The following is a 23,866-nucleotide window of genomic DNA, read 5'->3' as shown; positions in this document are numbered from 1 at the left end:
TTGCTTACTCCGCTGCGCGCAGCATGTCCGCGCGGGCCTGCGCCTGTGCGGCCAGCCCGTCCAGCAAGGCGCGACGCTCGTCCTTCAGCCAGTCCAGCCATTGGGGCATGCCCTGCCCGTTGCGAGTGGAAACATGCAGGATACGCGCAGCAGGCGCTACGCGCTTTACGTTACTTTCCAGTGCTGCAACATCGACATCCAGATACGGCAGCAGGTCGGTCTTGGTCAGCAGGACCATATCCGCTTTTTCAAAAATATCCGGGTATTTAAGGGGTTTATCCTCCCCCTCCGTTACGGAAAGCAGCGTGACGCGCCGTTTTTCCCCAAGGTCAAATGCCGCCGGGCAGACCAGATTGCCTACATTCTCGATAAACAGAATACCGCCCATGCTCATCCCAAGGTGTTCTGCCGCATGGCCCACCATATGGGCATCCAGGTGGCAGCCCTTGCCGGTATTGACCTGAATGGCAGGTGTGCCGGTCGCCCGGATGCGCTCTGCATCATTGCTGGTCTGCTGGTCGCCCTCAATCACCGAACACGCAATGGTGCCTGCCAGCGTTTTAAGTGTTTCAACCAGCAACGTGGTTTTGCCAGCCCCCGGGCCTGCCAGCAGGTTAAGGGCGAGGTTGCCATTCTGTGCAAAACGGGCACGGTTACTGGCGGCATAGGTATCGTTTTTGGAAAGGATATTCCGCTCGATTTCCACCATCCGTGCCTGAGACAGCCCCGGCGCATGCGAGCGGGCTGGACCACTGCCATAGTCCAGACTGCCGTTGTCATGCGCGCCGTCATGCGGGTGCGGGTGATCGTGAGCGTGCTCATGTTCATGCGGGTGGGCATGGTCATGGTGGTGGTGCGCACCGTGGGGGTGGGCGTGGTTCTCCCCTTCAAACGTTGCGCCATCGCCGCTACAGCCACATGTTGTACACATCAGATTACCTCCATGTCTTTCAGCCTTATTTCCGTCCCGCCTGAAGGTTGCAGGCGCACACCCCCACATAGGGGGCATGGGTCCAGACGGTTTTCGAGCACCACAGTCTGCCCGCAGTCAAAGCACCATGCGCTACCGGGCACATCCACAAAGTCCAGCCTTGCGCCTTCGGCCACTGTGCCGCGCGCCACAACCTCAAAGCCAAAGCGCATGGCGGGCAGTTCCACCCCGGCAAAACGCCCCACTTCCACCCTGACGCATGTGACCTTTGTAAACCCCTCCTGCCGTGCGCTCTCCTCAATCACGCCCAGCAGGCTTTCACATAAGGACATTTCATGCATGGTGCGTTGCCTCCACCGTAACAGGCACGCAAGGGTTAAGCGCGGCCAGAACACACTCGACCGACAACTTAGCGCAGCCGGGCCGCAGGCGGGAGATAGCCTGCCGGAAAAGCCCCCCTTCGGCCATATGCCAGAACGTGGGTGAGAGGATCTGATAATCTGTGACCAGTCCGTTACGCACCTGCACGGCATGGACCAGTATGCCACGCGCGGCCCGGGCCACCCCAAATCCGGCTCCCAAGCTGGCCAAAAAGGGGTTCACACGCGCAAACATGCCCCCCACATGCCCTTCCAGACAGGCCAGAAACTCCAGCAACCGGGCCACCAGCCGTGCAAAGGGCGTGACCTCTCCCGCTTCAGCCAGAGCCTGCATAACGGGGTAATGTGCATAATCGGGCCAGATGCTGGCATCATACGCCATGGCAGGAACAGGTTGCCCCCGCTCATGCGCAAGCCGGGCCTGCACAGCCTGTGGGGTTAGCCCTGCCATGCCCACCGCCGCCCCCACACCTTGCAGAGCACTCCGGCAACAATTGAGCAGCCTTGGCAGAAAAGCACCGTTTTCCGTTTGCCCGGTTGCAAGCCATGCTTCAAACGCCTGAGCGTTCATGTGTGCCAGACTTACGTTTGTGCCTGTCAACTCGCCTGCAATGGCGCGTCCTGCCTGCCGGTCCTGCAAAACCCGGCACAGGCTCTCGCGCTGTGGGGGCAGGCTCAGTTGGGCGGGAAGAGTTACCAGCAGGGCCAAGGCATGATCTTGCAAAATTTCATCCTGCATGCGGGCATGGTCCGGCATTGCGTGCCCGGCCAGCCCCATGGCCCGTGCGCTTGCCGCCATATGGGCTACCCGGCACAGACCAAAAACCCGGCCGATTAACGCCAGAGCCTGCTCCGGCGGCAAACCAGCACATAAAAGCCCGGCATCGACCACATTATGTGTCTGCACCTGCCAGGGCTGCCCGGCCTGCCCGCCACGCAGGAGAATTGTGCCAATCATACCTAGCTCCCCGCCCTTCTGGCTGACTGACCGCCCAGAAGGCTCCTGCGGCCCATATCCGGCGTTTCTGCCGGTTGCCCGGCCTGCGGAACGGGGGCTGCGGTTTGGTCGGTGCCGGGCTGCGGGTGGAGTGCAGGGTCCAGCAAGCCGCGCACGGCAGCCTGCGCCGTATCAACCGCTTGCAGCATGGTGGTAAAATTGAACATGGGTGAAAACAGCGAACACGCCCAGTAACCCGGAAGTGCGCCTTCCCCTCCATCACGCAAGGCCGCAGTAAACTCGTAGGCTCCGGAGGGGAACTCCAGCAGTTTTTTATGGCCCGAAACCACGCCAGACCAATCCGTACCCGCAGCGGGGAGCACGATCAGATTCATGAACCACGGTGTGACCAATGCCCCGACCAACTGCCCTTCAAACGAACAGAACCCTACCGCCTTAACGTTAAGCACTTCGTTGACAAACGGCAGGCCCCGCATCTTGCTGGCATAAATATCTGCAAACACATCTTCCAGCGCACGGGCAAAGCCGCTGGCCGGGTCTGGCGTGTGTTTGGGCTCCTCTTGCGTAAGGGCGGCATTACTGGTGGCTACCTCCCCCGCAGGCGCGGGCGGCACGGGAGATGCCGACACCACCATAAACTGCTCTTTTGCGCCATCGCATGTAGGGCAGCGCCAGTAATCCGGCAGGCTGGAAAACGGTGTATGCGGGGGCACCTGCCATACCTCGCACCCTTCTGCGGGGTCATACACACTCCAGCAGATCTTGCATTCCATAACCGCATCATCCGCCAGACGTGCGGTATCCCCCAGATAAGACCCCTCAAACCGTGGGGTGAGGCTGCTCATGCCTGCCCTCCCTGCGGGCTGGCACTTTCCTCTTGCAGCACGGCGCATATTTCGCGCAGGCGGGTGGCAGAATCTGCAATATCTTCCACCGCAGCGCAGGCCACTTCGGGCACAGCAGACACTTCTATCGTGTCCAGAATAAGCGTATCCATGGAGTTGAAATAACGCACACGCCAGACATGGGGCGTTGCTGTTGCTTCTATCCGGCAGTTGCCATACCCGCGTGAGAGAATGGTCAGCCGCCCCCGGCCCAGACTGCTTTCCAGCAGGGCCATATCCTCCGGCGTATGGGGCAGCAGGCTCAGGTTGACAACATGGGGGCTATTCTGAGGCTTCCAGTTTTCGCTCCGGTCAAACAGTTCGGTCAAAATAGCGGGAGCGTTTACAACCCCATCTGCCACACCCGCCGCCATATCGGGGCGGGCACGCCTGAGCGGGAACGCACGCGCCAGAAGTGCTTTGGGAAAAGCCGAGACCTCCACCTGTTCACGCACATCCTGCCCCGGCGGACCGCCATAGGCACGCAGGGACCATATGCCTGCAAAAACCGTTTCCTGCACCTCTACCAGCCCTGCGGTGTCTTCCAGCCTGGCGGAGACTTCCCCCTCCCCCAGAGCATCATTTACCGCAGCACCAGCGGCCGGGCTCAGGTTGTGCCGAGGCAGCATGCGGGCATCTCCCTCCCGCCATGCCTGTGCCTGTTTTTGCAGGTCGCCCAGAAAGGCAAGCGTTGCCGCCATGGTAGCCGGGTCATCAATCTCGGGCACATGGGGTTCGTACACATGAACGCCCGATGGCATGGCCAGATAGTTCAGTTCCTCATCTTCCTGCCCGATCTGCGAACCCGGACCAAACCCGACGGGGGGGAACATAAAAGATGCGCTCATACCACCGGCTCCCCGCCTGCTGTTGTGGAGGGAGCAAAAAGTGCCCCAAACCTGCTGACATAGGTATCCCAGTCGCGCATGCGCGCAACGCTGGCTTTGACCTGCCCGTTTTCCAGCACCACAAGTGCGGGGAGGGAAAGATCGCCCTCATCCCGCACCAGTTCAGCCTCCAGCGCGGCATCTGCCACAGCGCCACTGATCGGTTGCGCGCTCCGCAAATGGGTCGCCCCCAACTGCAACAGGTCCGGCAAAATGGCTGCAAGGTCTGGGGTTTCCAGATGTATTCTGGCGTGGCTGGGTAGCAACAGCAGCACATAGCCTGCCTGTGCCTGCTCCAGCGTGTGCAAAACGGGCATACCGTGCCGGGTTGTTAACCCCTGCACCAGAGGAAGTTCTAGAACGGACATTTTTACTCAGGCCTCCGTAAGCCCTGCATCGAATGCAGCCTGAAGGTGGGGGGGAAGGCGCGGTGGCGCATTGCACAGGTCTGCAAACCCGTGGGTTACAATTTTCTGGGTAGCCCCTGCATCCACTGGCGCTGCGGCCAGTGTGGCTAGAGCCTGAAGGGCATCTTGCAGTTTGCGGGCCTCATCCGGCTCCATGCGTGCACGTGCCATGCCCATAAAAACCAGCACATAGTCCCCTTCCTGCACATGGGGCACCAGTATGGTATCAACCTGCTCCTGCCGGGCGGACTGCTGCTGGCCGGGGGGAGGTTCTGCCACGCAGAGCGCAAAGCTCCCTTCGCAACGCAGCACTTTCATGGGGATGCCAAGGCACATGGTTTATACCCCGCTACGTGCAAGCACGCGTTCATCACCATAGCGGCAGGCCAGTTCTTCGGACGGGCGGCCCTGCTCATACGCCGTGCGGGCTACGGCCTGTGTCATCACCCCGGCCCCCGGTGCTGGTGCGTGTTGCAAGGGCGTGGGACAAACACCGTAGCGCTGCGCCAGAAGCTCCAGCACCATATGCACGGCGTGGGGCACCTGCCGGGCAACGGCCTCGGTCAATCCTCCGCCATAATCCTGCATGGTCACAGGCTGTACGCCCACCAGATGAATAGTGCGCGGTGCATGGCCACGCAGCTCCAGCAGGGCCAGCACTTCCTGAAAACCGGTCTGGTGGAGGCTCATCTTCCGCGCGCCAATTGTGGCGGGCACGGCAGAGCCTTCCACATGGTGCAAGGTGGCAGGCGCGAGGCCAAAATCTATGGCATCCACTATAATCAGGGTTTCAAGGTCTTCCAGCACGGGCAGCAGGTATAGCCCCTGTGTGCCACCATCCATGATCTGCACATCCGGGCCAAAACTGTAATGCGCGGCAAGGTGCTCAACAGCCCGAACACCAAACCCCTCATCTGCCCACAGGATATTCCCGATGCCCAGCACCAGAATTTTCCGCTCATTGCCATATAGAACCGCGTCTGCCGCCACGTCTGCCGCCTCCTGCTACCCTGCGTGGGAAACAGCGAACCGGCCTGAACTGGTTCGCGCTTTTCCTGCCATTCAATAGAAGCAAGAACCATGCCAACTTCCAGAATGGCAGATACGCGACCGGGCAAATACAAAAATCCCACCAACACGTAAATGTGATGGTAGGATTTTGTGGACTCTATATTTCCAGATTGACCAGTTTTATGGTCACAGTCCTCTCACTCAGGGCGGTCATCCCTGTAAGAGCGGTAGCCATTGGTCATGGCGGAGAGCAACGTCTGACGGGACATAATATCCTCCCGCGTGACGGTGTAGATATGAATCATAACAAACAGAATAATAACCCACATACCCCAGTGGTGCAGGAAGTGAGTGCCAAGACTGCCCCCAAGCCAAGGCATGACCCAGCCAAAAACCCTGCCTTCCCAGCTATCAATTCCGGTTCCATCAGAATACAGCGCAAACCCGCTGATAATCATGAACAGGCCGGTCAGGGTAAAGCAGAAGAACAGGGCCGTACGGGCAAGCGGGTTATGCCCGATTGTTTTTTCGCCCTGCTTTTTAATAAAGGCATAGACCAGTATTTCGTCCAGCAGGCCTTTCCAGTAATCCTTGCGCCAGACCGGGATATAAAAAAGCTCCCGCGTGTAAATATTGCCCATAAAGGTCCATAAAATACGCCCGGCAAACCCTACGGCAAAAATCCACGCCGCAGAAAAATGCAGGTAGCGGATCCAGCCCATAAGAAAATGGTTACTGGCCTCCCCCGACAGTGAGGGGGGAGGAGAACCAATAAAATACCCGGTAATAACCAGCACAACGATAGAGGCCGCAGTCACCCAGTGCCAGAGCCGCACAGGGGCTTCATACACATAAATCGTGGTGAGCTTGCGCGCACGCAATGCGCGCGCGTTTTGCCCCTGCAGGTTTGTGCCCTGCAAATCCTCGTCGGTCAGGATGTTTGATTTGGATGGAACCATCGGGCTATCCCCCTTAGCGCACGGTTACGCGGGCGAGTTCATCCCCATCTGGTGCCATGACATGCGTGGCGCAGGCCATGCAGGGGTCAAACGAATGGAGGGTGCGCAGGATTTCCACCGGCTGTTCGGGGTTGGCCATGGGCGTGCCCAGAAGCGAGGCTTCGAATGCACCAATATTGCCCTTGGCATCGCGCGGGCCTGCGTTCCATGTGCTGGGCACCACGCACTGGTAGTTTTCTATCCGGCCATCCTTGATTTTAATCCAGTGGCCAAGACCACCGCGCGGAGCAGCCACAAGGCCAACACCTTTTGCTTCCTTGGGCCATGTTGCAGGATCCCAGCGGGACATGTTGGCTGTTGCCAGATCACCATTGCGGATGTTTGTGATCAGGGCATCGTAATCATCCAGCAGCTGCTGGGCACAATAATGCCCTTCCAGCGCGCGGGTTAACGTACGCCCAATGGTGGTTGGCAACGCCTGCTGCGGGGTAAAGCTGGTGCCCGCCAGCACGTTAAAGCGCCCCAGTGCATCATCGACCTGCGCCTTAACGTAAGGTACGCCTTTTGCATACGCCAGAATATAGCGCGCCAGAGGCCCGACCTCGCACGCATTGCCACGCCAGCGCGGTGCTTTGACCCACGAATATTTGGCGTTTTCGTCCACTGCTTCAATATTGGTGCGCGTGCCTTTGGCCCCACTGCCCAGAGCGTAATGCGGGTCGGTTACCCCATCCCATGGATGCAGCCCAATATCTTCACGGCCCTGTCCGTAGCTGTACCAGCTATGGGTTACAAATTCCTGCACCTGTTGCGGGTCACGGGCATCAATCGGGTGGATTTCGTTCCAGTTGCCATTCAGAATTACACCACCGGGCAGACGATCGGTGGATTTATCCCCCTGCACGGTTGGGTAATCGCCGTAATCCATGAGGTTATGGTTTGCCAGACCACCACCGTAGAGCCAGTTTTTGTAATAGCTGGCAATCGCGATAACATCGGGCACATACACGTTTTGCGAAAACTCGTAAGCTTCATCCAGCTTTTGCTTGATGAAGTTCAGACGCTCCATGTTAAGCGGAGCCCCCGCTGCCATGTCCCCATCAATATTGATCGCGCAGGGAACGCCGCCAACCATGTAGTTGGGGTGCGGGTTCTTACCCCCCAGAATGGTATGGATTTTTACAATTTCTTTTTGAAAATCCAGTGCTTCAAGGTAGTGCGTTACAGCCATAAGATCGGCTTCGGGCGGGAGCAGATAGGCTTTGCTGTCCCAGTACCCGTTTTTGAAAATGCCGAGCTGCCCGCTCTCCACAAATTTTTTCAGCCTGTTCTGCACATCGCGGAAATAACCGGGAGAAGATTTGGCGTGGTTGGGAGAAACCGATTGCTGCAACATGGATGTTGCACGTGGGTCCGCCCGCAGAGCATTGACCGGATTAACCCAGTCCAGCGCATGCAGGTGGTAAAAATGCACGACGTGGTCATGCCATGCCAGAACCTTGGCCATGATCTGGCGGATAAGGAATGCGTTGGTGGGTATGCGAATATCCAGCGCATCTTCCACCGCACGCACGGAGGCCAGAGCATGGCAGCCGGTGCACACACCGCAGATACGCTCCACAAAAGCCCATGCGTCACGCGGGTCGCGCCCACGCAGAATAACCTCCAGCCCGCGCCACATTGTGCCGGTGGAAACCGCATTGCGGATGATGTTCTGCTCATCCACATTAACTTCAACGCGCATATGCCCTTCAATGCGGGTCAGCGGGTCCACCACAATGCGCTTGCCACCGTTATCAAGCGCAAAACCGTTTGGTGTCTGGAGCGTGGTCATTGGGCATCATCCCCTTTGTAACGTGCGCGGCTGAGCGCGCTTATGGCGGCGTGGGCGGCAAGGCCCGCACCTACGGCTCCGGCGGCAACCATGCCTACCTTGTCCGCGCTGGCTTCTATGCCAAAACCCCCGACATTCTGGAGCCTTGCGTACCATGACCCCTTGTCCCAGAACCCATCTTCGGAGCAGCCAATGCAGCCATGACCGGACTGGATGGGGAAGGACACGCCATCATTCCACCGCACGGTAGAACAAGCGTTATAGGTGGTTGGGCCTTTGCAACCGACCTTGTAGAGGCAGTACCCCTTGCGGGCCCCTTCATCATCAAAGCTTTCCACATACTGGCCGGCATCAAAATGCGGGCGGCGGTAGCATTTGTCGTGAATGCGCTGGGAGTAGAACATTTTGGGCCGCCCCTGCCGGTCCAGTTCGGGCAGGCGGTCAAATGTAAGCATGTAGGTAATAACGCCGGTCATGACCTCGGCAATGGGCGGGCAACCGGGCACCTTGATAATTGGCTTGTCCAGAATAACCTTGTGGACGGGGGTTGCCTGTGTGGGGTTGGGCCGAGCCGCCTGCACGCAGCCATACGACGCACATGACCCCCACGAGATAATGGCCTTGGCCCCGCTGGCCACTTTTTTAAGCTGCTCCACAAATGGCTTGCCGCCAATAATGCAGTACATGCCATCTTCATTAAGGGGCGGGTTCCCCTCCACGGCCAGAATATAGTTGCCGTGGTACTTCTCCATGACCTCGTCCAGAATGGCCTCAGCCTGATGCCCGGCAGACGCCATAAGGGTATCATCATAATCCAGCGAGATCATGGACAGGACCACATCCTTGACCAAAGGATGTGCCGAGCGAATAAAACTTTCCGAGCAGCAGGTGCATTCCAGCCCATGCAGCCACAATACGGGCAGGCGGGGTTTGGTTTCCATCGCGCTGGCAATCTGGGGCACAAACTCAGGCCCCAGACCAAGGGCCGCAGCGGTAAGCGAGCAGTATTTGATAAACGAGCGGCGGGTAATGCCCTGCCGTCGCATCACGTCATAAAACGTTTCAAGTCCAGCCATCAATGAAGACGTCCTCCTCAGGCGGCGAACCAGAACAGGTCCGCAATTACCTACAAGGAGAAAGCAAGAAGTGTGCCACACCCCAAAAAGGCAGGCGGCTCCGCCCCAGACACGCCAATGGACACAACCCTGCCGACAGAATTGGCAGCCAGCTTTCCACTTTTATCTGCTCTTTCAGGCCTGACTGTGCCGGTATGCCGCCACCGCAGCCTGGCCCATAGCCAGCCCGCCATCCCCCGCAGGTACATGCGCGGGCAGGAGCACGCGCAACCCGGCGGCCTGCAAAAGCGGCACCAGCAGGCCCACAAGCACACCGTTATGCATAACACCGCCCGCCAGCGCCACCGTACCCAACCCCTTACGCCGGGCAAGCTGGCCTACGGCTTTGGCCAGAACACGCGCCAGCCCGGCATGGAACGCCCAGGCCAGTTCGGGGGCAGCAACCCCTTCTGCCAGCCTGTGCAGGCCAGCGCGCCACATGGGAGCAGCGTCTATTTCCAGCAAGGTGCCGCACAGATGCAAACCAAACTCCAGCGGCTCACAGGCTCCTTCTGCCTTTTCAGCCAGCGCTTCCAGTTGCATGGCGGCCTCTCCCTCATAACTCAGGCGGGTTGGGGCCGTGCCAACAAGGGCTGCCATGGCATCAAACAGGCGCCCGGCGGAGCTGGTCAGGGGAGCATTAACCCCAGCGCGTACCATGGAGCGCAGGGCATCTACCGGCCTGTCCTTTAGCGCGCAGAGTTGTGCCTGCACTTTGCAGGCCTCCTCCGCCCCCAAAGCGTTGTCCAGATGTGCCAAAAGCATGCGCCAGGGTTCACGCGCGGCTTTTTCTCCCCCCAGCATGGGCACTGTGGCCAAACGGCCCAAGCGGGTCATATGGGCATAATCACACAACAGTATTTCGCACCCCCATAAGGTGCCATCCGGCCCATAGCCTGTGCCATCAAGCGCCAGCCCCAGAACAGGCCCCTTCTCCCACCCATTCTCGGCCATGGTAGCGGCAATGTGTGCATGGTGGTGCCAGACTGTTTCAAGCTGCCAGCCGTGATCTTCCGCCAGTTTTTGCCCTACAGCGCGACTGCGGTACCCGGGGTGGGCATCCACTGCCACAATGGCGGGCGTTTGCCCGAACAGTGCCCTGTAATCCGCCAGAGCGGCCAGCATAGCCTGCTCCGTAGCCAGTTGCGCCATATCCCCCAGATGGTGGGACAGCAGAGCCCGCCCGCCCTGCGTCAGACAGAACGCGGCTTTTAAATCCCCCCCCATCGCCAGAACGGGGGGAGATTTTGCCGTAAGAGCCGGTAGCGGCAGTGGCTCTGGTGCCAGCCCCCGGCCCCGGCGCAAAACCCGCGCCTGCCCGGCCAGCACACGCACCACGCTATCATCCAGCCGCCTGGCAATAGGCCGGTTGTGCATGAGCCATGCATCCGCAATGCCCTGCAGGTCCTCCAGCGCTTCAGCATTATGCACAACCTGCGGCTGCCCCGAACGGTTGGCACTGCTCATGACCAGCGGCTGACCAATTTTTTGCATGAGCACAACATGCAGCGGCGTATAGGGCAGAAGCAGCCCGACCCGCTCCACACCCGGGGCCACATTGGGCGCAAAAGCCCACTCCCTGCGCTGGCGGACCAGCACGACGGGAGCTGAGACATCCTCCAGCGCCTGACGCTCCGCGGCACAGAAATGGGCATAGTCTTCCACCATAGCCATATCCCGCACCATAACCGCAAGCGGGCGGGTGGGCCTGTTCTTGCGCTCCCGCAGTGCTGCAACAGCCGCCTCCGAACCGGCAAGGCAGGCCAGATGAAAACCCCCGATCCCTTTTATGGCCACCACCTGCCCCGCCAGCAGACTGCTCACGGCGTGATCAAGCGCCCCATCCCCCACAACAGGGTTGCTCCCCTTTTGCCCGGAGACAAACGTCAACCGGGGGCCGCACACCGGGCAGGCAACGGGCTGGGCATGGAAGCGCCTGTCCTGCGGGTTGGCATATTCGGCCCCACAGGCGGGGCACATGGCAAAGGCCGCCATGGTCGTGCGGGCACGGTCATACGGAATGCCGGTGACAATGGAAAAACGTGGCCCGCAATCTGTGCAGTTTGTAAAAGCATACTGGTAGCGGCGGTCTTTTTTATCCGCAATTTCCGCAATGCAGGCGGGGCATATAGCCAGATCCGCCACAATGCCAGCCTGCACCGTACCGGGCTGGCTGGCCTGTATGGTAAAACCCTGCCAGCCTTCGTCCTGCGCCATGCTGCGCTTGAGCGCCACAATACGGGCACGAGGAGGCGGGCTTGCGAGCGCATCCACCAGTGCCGCCACCCGCTCTGGTGGCCCAACTACGACAATCCGCACGCCATCGCCCCGGTTGCTCACATAGCCCCGCAGCCCCAGCTTTTGCGCAAGACGCCATACAAAAGGCCGAAAACCAACCCCCTGCACCAAACCTGTTACAAAAATTTCCTCAGCACACTCGGGCATTAGTGCACGGTACATGCCATGCACGGGTCAAACGAGCGCACAATATGCTGCACGGACAGCGGGGTCTGCTCCCCTTCTTTTACGGGAGCCCCCCTTAGCGCGTATTCAAGCGGGCCTTCCACCCCGGCGCTGTCTCGCGGTGAAAAGTTCCATGTTGTCGGGGCTATAATTTGATAGCGTGAGATCAGCCCTTTTTCCACGCAAAGCCAGTGGCCCAGAGCACCACGGGCAGCCTCTGTCATGCCTATGGCGCGCCCATCGGGCACGGTGCCGGGCTGGGCGTGGCACCACGGCTCGCCCGGACGTAGGGCGCGGACCCACTGCTCCATAAGCGGCACAAGCCGTGCAACCTCCACAAGCCGCGCCACCACGCGGGACAGAACATTCCCACCATAATCAGCCACAAGTGCACGCACCAATGGCTGGCCTGCCATAAGCTGGCGGGCCAGAGCGCCTGTCTCGCACGGCAACCCCGCTATGCGGGGAGCCTTGCACCATGTGTAGGACGCATCCTCGCGCATATGGGGTTCGGTCGTGCCTTCAAACGGAGGCAAAGGCTGCGGAGCCTGCGCCATATGGCTGAAGGTGTGATCTTCCCGCACCTCTTGAATATTCAAGGCCCGCACGGCTCCGGATTCAAAAATACCAGAGCGCCAGTGGCGTTGCCGGGGATCAGATTCAAAACCCGGATACGCCCCAAAACTTAAAAACCGATCGTAGCTGCGCCCACTGTGCTGCAAGGCAAGATCCCGGGCAATTTGTAAAAACAGCCCAAAATCTGATCCGTTCTGTTTATCCCTCCCATGGCGGAGGTCCTGCGGGGCGGACAGGGCGGCAACATCCTCCAGTCTTGTGCCAAACAGACTGTCCTCCAGCGCGGCGCGTACACCCCCCAGAATACCCAGCAGGCGTGTGCATTCCTGCTTTTCTACCCCGCGGGACAAACCGCCGGGCTGTATGGCCAGCGTGTGCGGCCAGTGCCCTGCCAGAATACCCATAACATGCAGTGCCAGTGCCCGCGTTTGCAAAATACCGCGCACGGCACTCCCGCGTAAGGCGGCAAAACGCTCATACGCACGGGGGTACCAAGGCCGTCCCTCATAATCCGGGCGGGCAAAATCGGGCATGAAGAACAGGTGAAAATGCGTGAGGTGATCTGCCAGATTTTCAGTCGCCAAAATCAGGTTGGTGGCAAGCTGGCCGTTATGGGTTGGCACCACGCCCATAACACCGCCCAACGCGAGTGCGGCCGCATGGGACTGGGAGACAGAACATATGCCACAGATGCGCGGCGCAATAACCAGTGCATCCATGGGGGTGCGGCCTTCCAGCACCCGCTCTATACCCCGGAAGAGCGGCGCATTTACCCAAGCCCGCTCCACCTGATGCCCCACAACATCCAGCCGCACTTCCAGATCCCCTTCCACGCGGTTGAAAGGGCCTGCCACCAGCCGGGTTTTTGTCTGCTCCACCATATATGCACCTACCCCTCCGCCCACGTGCTGCTCGGCGGCACAAGCAGATGATCGCTTACCGCATTGCGGGCAACACGGTCTGGCGTTGCCGCCTTTGCCAACGTGGAGAGCGCAACAAACCATGCCTTTGGCATATCGGTTGGTAAGCCAACAGGAATACCGGCTATACGCGGCGTTTGGGCAAAGGGGTGTCCCGGCTCCTCAAACTCGGGGGCTGTGCAGTTAATGCAGGCATAGCCTCCTCGTGTGCAGGAGCCTTCCCCGTTCCACAGGCGGTTGTTACAGTCTGCATGGGCCTGTGTGCCGACACACCCCATATATTCCATCATGCAGCCCAACTGGGCGGGCTGGCGCGCACTGGCCTTGTATTCGTAATACTCATTCCGCGTGCAGCCCTGATGCACAAGCTGGTCAGCATACAGGCGGGGGCGACCGACTGCGTCCATATCCTCCGCGTGCAGGTTTTCCTGTGCCAGCAGGGCCAGTGTCTCAATCACCCAGCCCGGATGCGTCGGGCAGCCTGCGATATTCACAACCGGCAAACCGGATTGCGCCCGAAAATCCGCCCCCAGTGCCCCACCAGGATGCACACCTTCATACTGCAACCCACAGGCATCCAGAATATTGGGGGATGCCGCAGCCATACCGCCATAGGCCGAGCAACTGCCCACAGCCACAACGTAACGCGCAACTGCGGCCAACTGGCGGACCCATTCCATCATGGGCAGGTCCGTGCCCCCCATAACATGGTAACGGCCCGTGCCTTCTGGCCCACGCAGCACGGCCCCTTCCAGACACAGAGCATCCATCCGCACATGGCCTGCCAGAATGTCCGCCAGCAGTGCCTTGACCTCCGCACCGCTTTGCTCCGACAGGCTGGGATGCCACAAAAACTCCACACCCGCACCGCGTAGCTGGGCCACAAGGTCCGGGGTTTCAGCGCACAGGAGCGACATGCTGCACCCGCCGCACCCACCGGACTGAAGCCACAGAACAGTAAAAGCCATGCTCTCCCTACCCTTCTTCCGGTAACACGGCTGGCCCGCCATCCGGGGCAAATGCGGGCAGGTCAAACGCCACAACCGCACCACCCTGCGCCCCGTTACGCACCGTAAACTGCCCCCCATGGTCGGATACGGTGCCATAGCAGATGGCAAGCCCTAACCCCGTTCCCTTGCCGACAGGCTTGGTTGTAAAAAACGGATCAAATATATGGCCCGCCACATCGGGGGGGATACCGCTCCCGTTATCGGCAATCTGCACGCGCACGCGCACGCCATCCCGCTTTGCTGTCACGCACAGTACAGGGTGTGGCACATCTTCCATGGCATCGAGCGCATTCTGCACCAGATTCATGACAACCTGCTGCATACGCCCTGCATGGCCTTCAACCTCCAGCGGTTCTTCCACATCCATGCGGGTTTCCACAATACGGTCCGCGCTGGCAAGCACCCATTCCAGCCCCGTACGCACAACGCCTGCCATATCGAACACAGCCCCAGCACTCCGCCGGTCTGATGAAAAGCGGCGCAGGTCGGCCACAATATCACGCACGCGCTCGGCACCTTCTACAATACCGTCCAGCGTGCCCCCCAGTTCGGAGACAACCATATCCACCCGCAATGCCTGCCGCTCCTGCGCAAACAGGGCTGCGCCGGGCTGGGCATGAATATGCTCCAGATACGCGACCAGCCGGGGAACAAAGCGTTTGAGCGTATAGGCATTGCCATACACGAACGAGATCGGGTTATTCAGCTCATGCGCAACCCCGGCAACCAGCCGCCCAAGGGATGCCATTTTTTCGGCCTGTACCAACTGCACATGGGCAGCCTTGAGGTTACGGTGCGCCTGATCCAGCTCGGAATAAGCGCGCCTGACCTCCCCCAAGGGCCGACCAAGCAGCACAATGCCGGAAAGGCGTTGCCGCCGGTCGTATAACAGCGTGCCATTAACGGCAAAAGGTAGCGCACCCGATGTGGTGGAGAACTGGAACTCCCTGTCCTCCAGCCCCTGCCGCCGGGTCATGCTGCTTGCAACATCCTCGGTTTTCAAGCCAGATGAGGGGGCTATCAGGTCCTCCAGCCGCACGCCGACAATGCTTTGCCCTTCTGGTGCAAACAGTTTTTCCGCAGCCGTATTCGTGCGCACGATGCGCAGTGCCGTATCGCACGCCACCAGCACATCGGACATGGATTCAAACACGCTGGCCATAAATGCGTGCGCTTCTTCTAAAGCGGCATTTTTACGCTCCAGCTCCACCTGCTGACCAATAAGCTGACCCCAGGTTTCTTCCATTTTACCTATAACGTTCAGCCATATCTGCTCGCCCTCGGCGGAGGCGTTAACAGGCTCGGGCTGTGGGGCCTTTCCGGTCAGCATTGACGGCCCTCCCCTTAATTCATACGTGAACGTGGCGGGGATTATAACACAGGCCCAAGCGCCGCCTACCCACAGAAAACGAAACAAAAAACATAACCAGAGCATTTATATTATTGTTATTCATTAATTCACGTGTGCCCTGCTATTCATATCTGGACACGTCTATCCTGACCTTACGCTTTGGAGCATTCCCCAGCATGAACCGCGCTTCTCTTTTATTTTCGGCGGCTTCGGCCATCATTGCCTTCAGCACCCTCAGCCCCGTATCCGCCCAGACCATTACCAAAGCGTCTCAGGTCCAGTCTGGCACCTATGCGGTGGAAACCGGCCATACCCAGATCGGGTTTTCCGTCCTGCATTTTGGGTTTACCAACTACTACGGTGCGTTTTCCAACGCATCGGGCACACTGGAGCTGAATGCCCAGTCCCCCGCATCTTCCAGATTATCCGTGACCATTCCGGTTGCATCCGTTCAGACAACCAGCTCCCAGCTCACTGATGAGCTGAAAGGCCCGCAGTGGTTTGATGCGACAAAGTTCCCGAATGCGACCTTTGTTTCGACCAGCATTAAAATGCTTGGCCAGAATGATGCGACAATCCACGGCAACCTGACCCTGCACGGCGTTACAAAGCCGATTACCCTGAATGCGCATTTTGTAGGGGCTGGCATCAACCCGATGGATAAAAAATATACGACCGGATTTGACGCCACAAGCACCTTCAACCGCAGCGACTTCGGCATCAAGACCTATGTGCCTTATGTGAGTGATTCCGTAACCTTGCGCATTTCCGGTGCGTTCGAAAAGCAGAATTAACCGCCCCGCCTGCGCACCACATGGCAACCCTGCTTTTTTAGAATGTAGTGGCAGCCATGTGGCGCGCAGGCCCTTTGTGGCTCCCCCCCAAGCACAATAATGTTAGGCGCAACCCAACTGAATAATCATCATCCACACAACAAATAAGCCCACTCCCTGCCGAGCCATCAATTCAACACACAATATTTCCCGCACATAATTCATTGAAAATCCAGAAAAAATCTTGGATTTATTATTACCACTCACGGCCTGTTCAGCCCCCGAGTTCTCCCTTTAGTCGACCATGGAATCCAGCGGGGCTTACATACCTGCCTTATCTGCCAAACGTAAATAATACAGAATGATTGATATATATCATTGTCTATGGTGTATTTAGGGTCGAAGCATGGCCAACTCACACTCGGGCACTATGGTTGTGGCCTGAACAGGCTTTATTAAACCCGTATGCTCGTTTTGGCTGAACTTTTTTGACTGAGCGCCCCGTTTACCAAGGCGCCAGACCAGCCCGGTACCGCTGCACAGGATAATACCCATCTATGAACGCCGATCCCCTGTCTGGTCAGTTTGATTTTTCTACCCTTCCTGATCTGGCGACTCTGGGGCAAACACTTTTCAGGAAAGTTCCGATCGGGACAGTCGTTGTGCGTCTGTCCGATAGCCAGATTCTCCTGCGCAACCCGGCCTTCCGCCATATTGCGGACGACAAGATTTCCACCATGTCCGCACTGATCGACACCAGTTGCGTGGACCCCAAGCAGCAGGAACAGCTCCGTGCTCAGGTCCGGCATGCCAAAAGCCGGGCGGATCGGGAGGACACAAGCGAACTGCCAGAACTGGTGCTCGACCTTAAAGGCGCAGATGGCAGAATACGCATTGTGCAGCACTATGCGCTCATGTTCCATAAGCAGGGCATAGCGATTGGTATTTTCCGCGATATTTCAGACATCAAGCGCAAATACCGCGCACTCCAGAAAGATGCCTTTACAGATGAGCTAACCGGCGTTGGCAACCGACGCGGCCTGATGGAGCGCTGGAATGAGGAAATAGAAGACGACCCCGCGCAGGCCATAGGCTTCCTCATGATTGATCTGGACCAGTTCAAACCGATCAATGACACATACGGCCATGCCACCGGGGATAACGTGTTGCGGAGCATGGCCCGCAGGCTGCGCAAAAGCGTACGCAAAAGCGACTATGTCGTGCGTATGGGCGGGGATGAATTTGGTATTCTGCTCCCCGGCATTGAGAGCAGGACCATGCTGGATACGGTCAGCAACAAACTGCTGGCTGCCCTGCGCCGCCCGGTAACGGTTGATACGCTCAAACTCTCCCTGTCGGGTAGCATTGGCGGCGGGCTTTACCCCGAGGACGGCAAGGACCTTGCTGCCATTATGGTCCATGCCGACCAGTCCATGTACAGCACCAAAAAGAAAATTCCTGCCAGAAAGCGCTCCCAAAAGCCTCTTGTCACCATCAAGCCCCCTGCACCTTAAGGTGCTCCGGCCCCTGCGCCCGGCCACATAGTGGGAACGCTCCTACGCCTGACCAGCCCGACTGCTCCATGCAGGCAGGAGCACTAGCCTTTTATTCCTCATGCTCTGCGGGATGCAGCACGTGCGGGAATGCGGAAGTGCTGAAAAACGCGATCAGAATACCACACAGTGCAACCGCAAGAGCCAGAGGTGTCAGCACCGCAAAGCCTGCCTGTGTCAGCACCATACCCCCTGCGGCAGAACCGAGCAGAATACCGGCATTGCTTGCGGCGTTAATGGCAGCACCGGCCACGTCCGCCCGGGTGGCACGGGCCCGGATCGCGCCGGACATAACAAACGGAATAATGGCGGAATAACCAATACACCACAGGCCCACCGCCGCGACAGACATCCAGCCCGACAGGATATGCCCATACAGAAGACCCATGCCCACAAGCATGGCCATACCGCTGGCCAGCATACCTGCAGCCGGTCGGCGGTCCACAATCTGCCCTGCACCCCATAGGCCCAGAATACTCAGCCCTCCGGTAAGCAGCAGAGCAATGCTGAGCACACCATTGGACAGCCCATGCTCAAGCAGGAGCGGCGTGACATACGTGTACAGCAGGTTATGTGCGAAAAAGAAGACCGCATCCACCAGAACCACAACCAGAAACGTGCGCATGACCTTGCGCGAGACAATGCTAGGCAGGCTTTCCTTGACATGCACGGCAGAGGAGACGGGTGGCAGAAAAAACGCAATGCAGAGCGTGAGTACAACGGCAATACCGGTCATGATGTACATAGCCACGCGCCAGCTGGCCAGATGCCCGACGGCCGCAGTCCCCGGCACCCCCAGAATAGCCCCGAGCGATGTACCGCCATACACGAACGAAATAGCCCGCCCGGTCATTCCCGCAGGCACAAGGCGGGCCGCGTAAGCCGAGACAATGGACATAAGCAGCGCATGGGCCAGCCCGCCAATACAGCGGCCTGCGCATAGCACAACAAAAGTGGGTGCCATGGCCACCACCAGATTGGACACCACATAGCCCGAGAGAGAAACAAGCATAAGCCGCTTACGGTCGATATGTGCGGTCATAATGGTCAGGGGCACGGCACCAAGGGCAACCATAAGCGCAAAAGCACTCACGGCCAGCCCGGCCTGACCTTCCTGTATATGGAAGGTCCCGGCCATTTCTATCAGTATGCCAACGGGTGCAACCTCACTGGTCAGCGCCGTAAAGGTGCAGGCAAACAGCGCCCAAAGCCCGATACTAGCTCCGGGGGGAAGATTTTTAAAAAGCATGACAACCTGTTTTAAAGACAGAAATACGGATTTATACCGTGTGTGCGGCGCCCTTCTGGCACTTCCTGCACCAAAGCGAAACACCTAAATGCTGTATAAACGAAGGGAGTTGGCTTTATTTCTTATATTCCGAAATCTTATAAAACTGTCATGCCAGCCCCGGTTTTGCCTACATTAACCATGGGCAACAAACCATACCAACCACCCCTGCACACTATACTGCGGCACCCCACCCGGCCGTGCGCCTCCGGGTACCCCCACACCGGCCAGAGCCTTACCCGGTATAACGGGCCAAAAACGGGCCAGTTGTGCTGCCCTGTGTGTGTGCCACGTCATACGGCACACCCTGCGCCACAATGCGCCCTCCCCGGCTGCCTGCTCCCGGGCCCAAGTCAATAACCCAGTCGCTCCTTGCAACAAGCCGCATATCGTGCTCGGCCACCAGAACGGTATTACCAGCCTGCACCAGCTCATGCAGATGTTCCATCAGCCTGTCTGCATCAAACGGGTGCAGGCCGGTTGTGGGCTCGTCCAGCACATAAAGCGTGTGGCCACGCCGCTGTTTCTGCAACTCCGTTGCCAGCTTGATCCGCTGTGCCTCCCCACCGGAAAGCTCTGTTGCAGGCTGCCCCAGAGTAAGGTGCCCCAGCCCGCCACGTTGCAGTGTGGCCAGAATCTGTGCCGGACCCGCATCTTCGGCCATGAACAGGCAGGCTTCATCCACCGTCATGGCCAGAAGGTCGGCAATGGAACGGCCCCGGTAGGTAACCTCAAGCACCTGCGGTTTGTAACGCGCTCCATGGCATGTGGGGCACGGCGCGTACACACTGGGCAGAAACAGCAGCTCCACCATGGTTGCCCCCGCCCCTTCACAGGTTGGGCAACGCCCCTTGGGCAGGTTGAAGGAGAAGTACCCCGCATCATACCCCCGTTTTTGTGCCAGTTCCGTTCTGGCATAGAGTTTACGGATCATGTCGAACAGACCCGTATAGGTCGCAAGGTTGGAGCGGGGCGTGCGCCCTATGGGTTTTTGGTCAATGACCACCAGACGCCTGATATGCTCCAGCCCCTCCACAATATGGCCCTGCGGCTCCCCCATGGGGTTAGAGGCTACAATGGGGTCCTCTTCCTCCTCCACCACCGGGGTTTGCCCCAGCGCGCGGGCTACAATGCTGGTTAACACCTGACTGACCAGAGAGGATTTACCCGAACCCGACACCCCCGTAACCGCAACCAGCGTGCCAAGAGGAAAAGCCGCAGAAAGATTATTCAGATTATTCCACGTCATACCATCCAGCCGCAGCCACGCCTGTGGCGTTCTGGGCGTGCAGGCCACTCGGGCGGAGGCGGCGAACACGTAATGGCGGGTGTGGGACGCAGCAATATCTTCCAACCCGGCAAGGGGGCCGGAATACAGTATCTCTCCCCCCCGTGTGCCCGCCTGCGGCCCTACATCCACCACCCATTGCGCATGGCGGATAATATCCAGATTATGCTCAACCAGAAAAAGCGAGTTCCCTGCGCGGCGCAAGTGCTCCAGTGCGGTAAGCAGGGCCTGTGTATCCGCCGGATGCAACCCGGCTGATGGTTCATCCAGCACATAGACCACTCCAAACAGGTTGGAATGAATCTGTGTGCCAAGCCGCAGGCGCTGGTATTCCCCGGGTGAGAGGGTCTGCACGCCCCGATCCATTTGCAGGTAGCCGAGCCCCAGCTCTTCGAGCACACCAATCCGGGCAGCCATGTCCTGCACAATCCGCTCCGCGGCAATGGCCGTTGCATCTGCTGCGGGCTTTGCGCCAATAGTCGTGCGAAGTGTTGCGGCTATTGTTTCCAGCGGCAAGGCAGTCATGGCAGCTATTGTGTACCCGCCAAATGTTACACGCAGGGCATCGGCATTAAGCCGCTGGCCGTGGCAGGCCGGGCAGAGTGTGGTGGTCATGAATGCCTCGACCCGGCGGCGCATCATGGCACTTTGCGACTTGGCAAATGTTTGCAGAATATATCGCCGCGCCCCCGTAAATGTACCTTGGTATGCTGGCTCCACGCCCTGCGCCATGGCCTGCACCACCTGCGCGTGGGTGAGGCCGGGATAGACCGGGTGAGTTGGGGTTTCATCGGTAAAAAGTATCCACTCGCGCGTTTTTTTGGGTAAGTCGCGCCAGGGAATATCAACATCCACACCTCTGGTGATCAGAATATCTCGCAGGTTCTGCCCCTGCCATGCACTCGGCCACGATGCCACAGCCCGCTCACGGAGTGTGCGTGATGGATCTGGCACCATGCTCTCCTCCGTAACATCATGAATACGGCCCAGCCCGTGGCAGCGTTTGCAGGCCCCCATAGGGGTATTGGGGGAGAAGGATTCCGCCTCCAGCCGAGCTAACCCCGGAGGATAATCCCCCGCACGCGAGTACAGCATGCGCAGCAGGTTGGAGAGTGTTGTAATACTCCCCACGGACGAACGGCCCGAACTCCCTCCGCGCTGTTGCTGGAGTGCTATGGCCGGGGGAAGCCCATCCACCCCGTCCACATCGGGAACGGGCATCTGCTGGAACAGCCGCCGGGCATAGGGCGAGACAGATTCCAGATAACGGCGCTGGGCCTCTGCGTACAACGTGCCAAATGCCAGCGAGGACTTGCCCGAACCCGAAAGCCCCGTAAACACAACCAGACTGTCCCGCGGGATGCTCAGGCTAACATTTTTCAGGTTATGTTCACGCGCCCCACGCACATGCACAAACCCGTTATCTGCCTCCCGGCCTGCTTCTTCCACTGGGTGCCTGCTGTGCATCGGGGATTACCTTACTCCTGTGCCGCCCTGAGCTCCGGGTCCTTGAACCGGCGGTTGGCCAGCACGGGCAGAACCTCACGGGTTGCGCGCATACGCTCCTTGTCCATATTGGCAAAGAGCAGGTCCGGGCCACTCCCCGCGCGAACCACGGCAACCCCCATGGGGTCCACCAGCATGCTGCACCCTATGTTGCGGGGGCCGCACTCGCCCACGGCGGCCACGTAGCAGGTGTTCTCCAGCGCACGGGCCGTTACCATAACTTCCCAGTGCCATTCCTTGCCGGGGCCGCGCACCCATGCGGCTGGCACGCTCAGCAGGTCCGCACCACGCACCACAAGAGAGCGTGCGACCTCGGGGAAGCGCACATCGTAACAGGTCATCAACCCCACACGTATATCCCCCACCTGCACAATAGGGGGGAGTTCCGTGCCGGGCACATAGTCGTTTGATTCCTTCATGTTAAAGGCATCATACAAGTGCAGCTTGCGGTAGCAGGCCACCACCCCGGTCGCATCAAGCACAATCTGGCAGTTATGGGTCAGCGCAGGTACGGCGGGGGTGGCAATGCAGCAGATAACGCTCAGCGCCTTACCAGCCAGCGCGTTAACCAGCCCGCTGACAAATGGACCATCCAGCATTTGCGCCGTGCGTACGGTAATGCCGGGGTCGTGCATATCTGCCGCGATAATGCTCTCTGGCAGAATAAGCAGCCCGGCCCCTTCCGCCGCAGCCCGCTCGATCAGGGATACGCATTGATCAAGATTGACGCGCCATTCCGGTGCAACGGCAAATTGTCCTAGAGCGATTTTCATCCGAGGAATCCTTAGGGGCCAAACCAGCGGCAGACGCAGGCACGCACACCGGCGCATCAGCTTGGGTAAAAGCATAACCGATCAGGCGCAAAATCAAACCCCCGACGCCTGACTGCCTGATCATCCCTGCCCGGTTATTCATCATCAAATCATCACACTTTGCCCGGTGCTGTTTGGCGTATTGGAAGTATTTCTGCCCATGCCAACAAAAGGCCTGCCCCATGCGCCTGCGTGCTTTTGCCCTTTGCACTGTAACAGCCTGTGCGCTCCTGCACGGAGGTTTGGTGCAGATAACGTGGGCACAACCCGCCCCGCTGCCGGATGAACGGGCCGTGCTGCCCCCACCACCCACTGCGGGCTCACTGGCGCAGGAAGCAGACAGGCAGGCTTTTGAAGCCACACGCGCACTCCGGGGCAGTCCGCGCTGGCAACTGGCTCATGATGATGCCGACCTGAGCCCGCAACACATCATACGCGATTTTTCCTGTGCCGCAGGGTTTGCGCTTATCCCCGACAGGCTGCCAGCCCTGCTAACCCTATTGAACGCACTGGCCAAACCACTTGAACAACGCGTTACGGAAGAAAAAAACTTCTGGCACAGGACACGGCCCTTTGTTGGCACCACGCAGGATATCTGCACCCCCGATGCGCGAACAAGACTGACCAGCAGCTTTGCCTATCCCTCCGGCCATACAACATGGGGGTGGATGGTGGCCTCCATTCTGGCCAGCGCCCTGCCTGAGCGCGCCAGCCAGATTATGCAGCGTGGCCGGGTTTTTGGGGAAAGCCGCATTGTTTGCGGGGTGCACTGGAAAAGCGATGTGCAGGCTGGCTACATAAACGGGAGCACCATGTTTGCCGCATTGCAGGCACAACCGTGGTTTACACAACAGGTCGCAGCAATCCGTAACGAACTGGAGCAGTTGCAAACCCACCCTGGCGCGCCCGATGCCGCAACCTGCGCCATTGAGCATGAGGCCGCAACAAACGCATACTAAC

Annotated in this window: 21 protein-coding genes; 3 read left to right on the top strand and 18 right to left on the bottom strand. The window is 59.0% G+C overall.

Going from position 1 to position 23,866, the window contains the following annotated elements:
- Positions 1–4: 4 nt before the first annotated feature.
- From hypB to HK20_RS07290, 15 genes are all read right to left on the bottom strand, one after another.
- Positions 5–931, bottom strand: a complete 927-nt coding sequence (gene hypB, locus HK20_RS07360; RefSeq protein WP_086646442.1) for a hydrogenase nickel incorporation protein HypB — start codon at positions 929–931, stop codon at positions 5–7.
- Positions 931–1,272, bottom strand: a complete 342-nt coding sequence (hypA, locus tag HK20_RS07355) for a hydrogenase maturation nickel metallochaperone HypA (protein ID WP_086646441.1) — start codon at positions 1,270–1,272, stop codon at positions 931–933. The genes hypB and hypA overlap by 1 nt, the downstream gene beginning before the upstream one ends.
- Positions 1,265–2,269, bottom strand: a complete 1,005-nt coding sequence (locus HK20_RS07350; RefSeq protein ID WP_086646440.1) for a hypothetical protein — start codon at positions 2,267–2,269, stop codon at positions 1,265–1,267. The genes hypA and HK20_RS07350 overlap by 8 nt, the downstream gene beginning before the upstream one ends.
- A gap of 2 nt (positions 2,270–2,271) precedes the next feature.
- Positions 2,272–3,114 carry a [NiFe]-hydrogenase assembly chaperone HybE gene (gene hybE, locus HK20_RS07345; protein ID WP_158093041.1) on the bottom strand — a complete coding sequence of 281 codons (843 nt, stop codon included), beginning with the start codon at positions 3,112–3,114 and terminating at the stop codon, positions 2,272–2,274.
- A complete protein-coding gene (locus HK20_RS07340) occupies positions 3,111–4,001 on the bottom strand; it encodes a hydrogenase expression/formation protein (protein WP_086646438.1) in 891 nt (296 codons plus the stop codon). The genes hybE and HK20_RS07340 overlap by 4 nt, the downstream gene beginning before the upstream one ends.
- The gene (locus HK20_RS07335) at positions 3,998–4,408 is read right to left on the bottom strand and encodes a hypothetical protein (RefSeq protein WP_086646437.1); all 411 of its coding nucleotides are present in this window, start codon (positions 4,406–4,408) and stop codon (positions 3,998–4,000) included. The genes HK20_RS07340 and HK20_RS07335 overlap by 4 nt, the downstream gene beginning before the upstream one ends.
- Positions 4,409–4,414: 6 nt before the next feature.
- Positions 4,415–4,783 (bottom strand): HypC/HybG/HupF family hydrogenase formation chaperone, encoded by a 369-nt coding sequence (locus HK20_RS07330; RefSeq protein WP_086646436.1) that lies wholly within the window; start codon positions 4,781–4,783, stop codon positions 4,415–4,417.
- Positions 4,784–4,786: 3 nt separating this feature from the next.
- Complete coding sequence (locus tag HK20_RS07325) at positions 4,787–5,437, bottom strand: HyaD/HybD family hydrogenase maturation endopeptidase (protein ID WP_086646435.1); 651 nt, start codon at positions 5,435–5,437, stop codon at positions 4,787–4,789.
- 218 nt (positions 5,438–5,655) lie between these two features.
- Positions 5,656–6,417, bottom strand: a complete 762-nt coding sequence (gene cybH, locus HK20_RS07320; RefSeq protein ID WP_086646434.1) for a Ni/Fe-hydrogenase, b-type cytochrome subunit — start codon at positions 6,415–6,417, stop codon at positions 5,656–5,658.
- Between the two features lie 13 nt (positions 6,418–6,430).
- Entirely contained in the window at positions 6,431–8,251 is a 1,821-nt protein-coding gene (locus HK20_RS07315) for a nickel-dependent hydrogenase large subunit (RefSeq protein WP_086646433.1), read from the bottom strand.
- Positions 8,248–9,327 carry a hydrogenase small subunit gene (locus HK20_RS07310; protein ID WP_025825895.1) on the bottom strand — a complete coding sequence of 360 codons (1,080 nt, stop codon included), beginning with the start codon at positions 9,325–9,327 and terminating at the stop codon, positions 8,248–8,250. The genes HK20_RS07315 and HK20_RS07310 overlap by 4 nt, the downstream gene beginning before the upstream one ends.
- A gap of 174 nt (positions 9,328–9,501) precedes the next feature.
- Positions 9,502–11,811 (bottom strand): carbamoyltransferase HypF, encoded by a 2,310-nt coding sequence (hypF, locus tag HK20_RS07305; protein WP_198943895.1) that lies wholly within the window; start codon positions 11,809–11,811, stop codon positions 9,502–9,504.
- On the bottom strand, positions 11,811–13,286 hold the full coding sequence (locus HK20_RS07300) for a nickel-dependent hydrogenase large subunit (RefSeq protein ID WP_086646491.1): 1,476 nt from the start codon (positions 13,284–13,286) through the stop codon (positions 11,811–11,813). Before HK20_RS07300 ends, hypF begins: the two co-directional genes overlap by 1 nt.
- 8 nt (positions 13,287–13,294) lie before the next feature.
- Positions 13,295–14,293 (bottom strand): HupU protein, encoded by a 999-nt coding sequence (locus HK20_RS07295; protein WP_086646431.1) that lies wholly within the window; start codon positions 14,291–14,293, stop codon positions 13,295–13,297.
- 7 nt (positions 14,294–14,300) lie between these two features.
- A complete protein-coding gene (locus HK20_RS07290) occupies positions 14,301–15,665 on the bottom strand; it encodes a sensor histidine kinase (protein WP_086646430.1) in 1,365 nt (454 codons plus the stop codon).
- Positions 15,666–15,862: 197 nt separating this feature from the next.
- Here HK20_RS07290 and HK20_RS07285 point away from each other — a divergent pair, with 197 nt between their 5' ends.
- Together HK20_RS07285 and HK20_RS07280 are read left to right on the top strand one after the other, a co-directional pair.
- Positions 15,863–16,480, top strand: a complete 618-nt coding sequence (locus tag HK20_RS07285; RefSeq protein ID WP_086646429.1) for a YceI family protein — start codon at positions 15,863–15,865, stop codon at positions 16,478–16,480.
- Positions 16,481–17,016: 536 nt separating this feature from the next.
- Positions 17,017–17,973 carry a GGDEF domain-containing protein gene (locus tag HK20_RS07280; RefSeq protein ID WP_086646428.1) on the top strand — a complete coding sequence of 319 codons (957 nt, stop codon included), beginning with the start codon at positions 17,017–17,019 and terminating at the stop codon, positions 17,971–17,973.
- Positions 17,974–18,064: 91 nt separating this feature from the next.
- On the opposite strand, the gene HK20_RS07275 is transcribed toward HK20_RS07280, so the two are convergent.
- From HK20_RS07275 to HK20_RS07265, 3 genes are all read right to left on the bottom strand, one after another.
- The gene (locus tag HK20_RS07275) at positions 18,065–19,261 is read right to left on the bottom strand and encodes an MFS transporter (RefSeq protein ID WP_086646427.1); all 1,197 of its coding nucleotides are present in this window, start codon (positions 19,259–19,261) and stop codon (positions 18,065–18,067) included.
- Between the two features lie 274 nt (positions 19,262–19,535).
- Positions 19,536–22,055: an excinuclease ABC subunit UvrA gene (locus HK20_RS07270; RefSeq protein ID WP_086646426.1), complete on the bottom strand. Its 2,520-nt coding sequence runs from the start codon at positions 22,053–22,055 to the stop codon at positions 19,536–19,538.
- A gap of 11 nt (positions 22,056–22,066) precedes the next feature.
- Entirely contained in the window at positions 22,067–22,867 is an 801-nt protein-coding gene (locus HK20_RS07265) for a deaminated glutathione amidase (protein WP_086646425.1), read from the bottom strand.
- A gap of 284 nt (positions 22,868–23,151) precedes the next feature.
- On the opposite strand from HK20_RS07265, the gene HK20_RS07260 reads away from it, so the two are divergent.
- Positions 23,152–23,865 carry a phosphatase PAP2 family protein gene (locus tag HK20_RS07260; RefSeq protein WP_233129121.1) on the top strand — a complete coding sequence of 238 codons (714 nt, stop codon included), beginning with the start codon at positions 23,152–23,154 and terminating at the stop codon, positions 23,863–23,865.
- Position 23,866 lies beyond the last annotated feature (1 nt).

This window comes from Acetobacter sp. DsW_54 (genome assembly GCF_002153575.1).
GTDB lineage: Bacteria > Pseudomonadota > Alphaproteobacteria > Acetobacterales > Acetobacteraceae > Acetobacter > Acetobacter fabarum.
Note: the sequence above shows the minus strand (reverse complement) of the source record. Positions and strands in the feature narration are given on the sequence as shown.

Bases quoted from the DNA above. Each gene is read 5' to 3' on its own strand.
- hypF (WP_198943895.1), bottom strand. From the start codon at position 11,811: ATGCCCGAGTGTGCTGAGGAAATTTTTGTAACAGGTTTGGTGCAGGGG.
- HK20_RS07350 (WP_086646440.1), bottom strand. From the start codon at position 2,269: ATGATTGGCACAATTCTCCTGCGTGGCGGGCAGGCCGGGCAGCCCTGG.
- HK20_RS07330 (WP_086646436.1), bottom strand. From the start codon at position 4,783: ATGTGCCTTGGCATCCCCATGAAAGTGCTGCGTTGCGAAGGGAGCTTT.
- HK20_RS07285 (WP_086646429.1), top strand. From the start codon at position 15,863: ATGAACCGCGCTTCTCTTTTATTTTCGGCGGCTTCGGCCATCATTGCC.
- HK20_RS07265 (WP_086646425.1), bottom strand. From the start codon at position 22,867: ATGAAAATCGCTCTAGGACAATTTGCCGTTGCACCGGAATGGCGCGTC.
- HK20_RS07275 (WP_086646427.1), bottom strand. From the start codon at position 19,261: ATGCTTTTTAAAAATCTTCCCCCCGGAGCTAGTATCGGGCTTTGGGCG.
- HK20_RS07310 (WP_025825895.1), bottom strand. From the start codon at position 9,327: ATGGCTGGACTTGAAACGTTTTATGACGTGATGCGACGGCAGGGCATT.
- cybH (WP_086646434.1), bottom strand. From the start codon at position 6,417: ATGGTTCCATCCAAATCAAACATCCTGACCGACGAGGATTTGCAGGGC.
- HK20_RS07270 (WP_086646426.1), bottom strand. From the start codon at position 22,055: ATGCACAGCAGGCACCCAGTGGAAGAAGCAGGCCGGGAGGCAGATAAC.
- HK20_RS07295 (WP_086646431.1), bottom strand. From the start codon at position 14,293: ATGGCTTTTACTGTTCTGTGGCTTCAGTCCGGTGGGTGCGGCGGGTGC.
- HK20_RS07280 (WP_086646428.1), top strand. From the start codon at position 17,017: ATGAACGCCGATCCCCTGTCTGGTCAGTTTGATTTTTCTACCCTTCCT.
- hybE (WP_158093041.1), bottom strand. From the start codon at position 3,114: ATGAGCAGCCTCACCCCACGGTTTGAGGGGTCTTATCTGGGGGATACC.
- HK20_RS07290 (WP_086646430.1), bottom strand. From the start codon at position 15,665: ATGCTGACCGGAAAGGCCCCACAGCCCGAGCCTGTTAACGCCTCCGCC.
- HK20_RS07335 (WP_086646437.1), bottom strand. From the start codon at position 4,408: ATGTCCGTTCTAGAACTTCCTCTGGTGCAGGGGTTAACAACCCGGCAC.
- hypA (WP_086646441.1), bottom strand. From the start codon at position 1,272: ATGCATGAAATGTCCTTATGTGAAAGCCTGCTGGGCGTGATTGAGGAG.
- HK20_RS07300 (WP_086646491.1), bottom strand. From the start codon at position 13,286: ATGGTGGAGCAGACAAAAACCCGGCTGGTGGCAGGCCCTTTCAACCGC.
- HK20_RS07340 (WP_086646438.1), bottom strand. From the start codon at position 4,001: ATGAGCGCATCTTTTATGTTCCCCCCCGTCGGGTTTGGTCCGGGTTCG.
- hypB (WP_086646442.1), bottom strand. From the start codon at position 931: ATGTGTACAACATGTGGCTGTAGCGGCGATGGCGCAACGTTTGAAGGG.
- HK20_RS07315 (WP_086646433.1), bottom strand. From the start codon at position 8,251: ATGACCACGCTCCAGACACCAAACGGTTTTGCGCTTGATAACGGTGGC.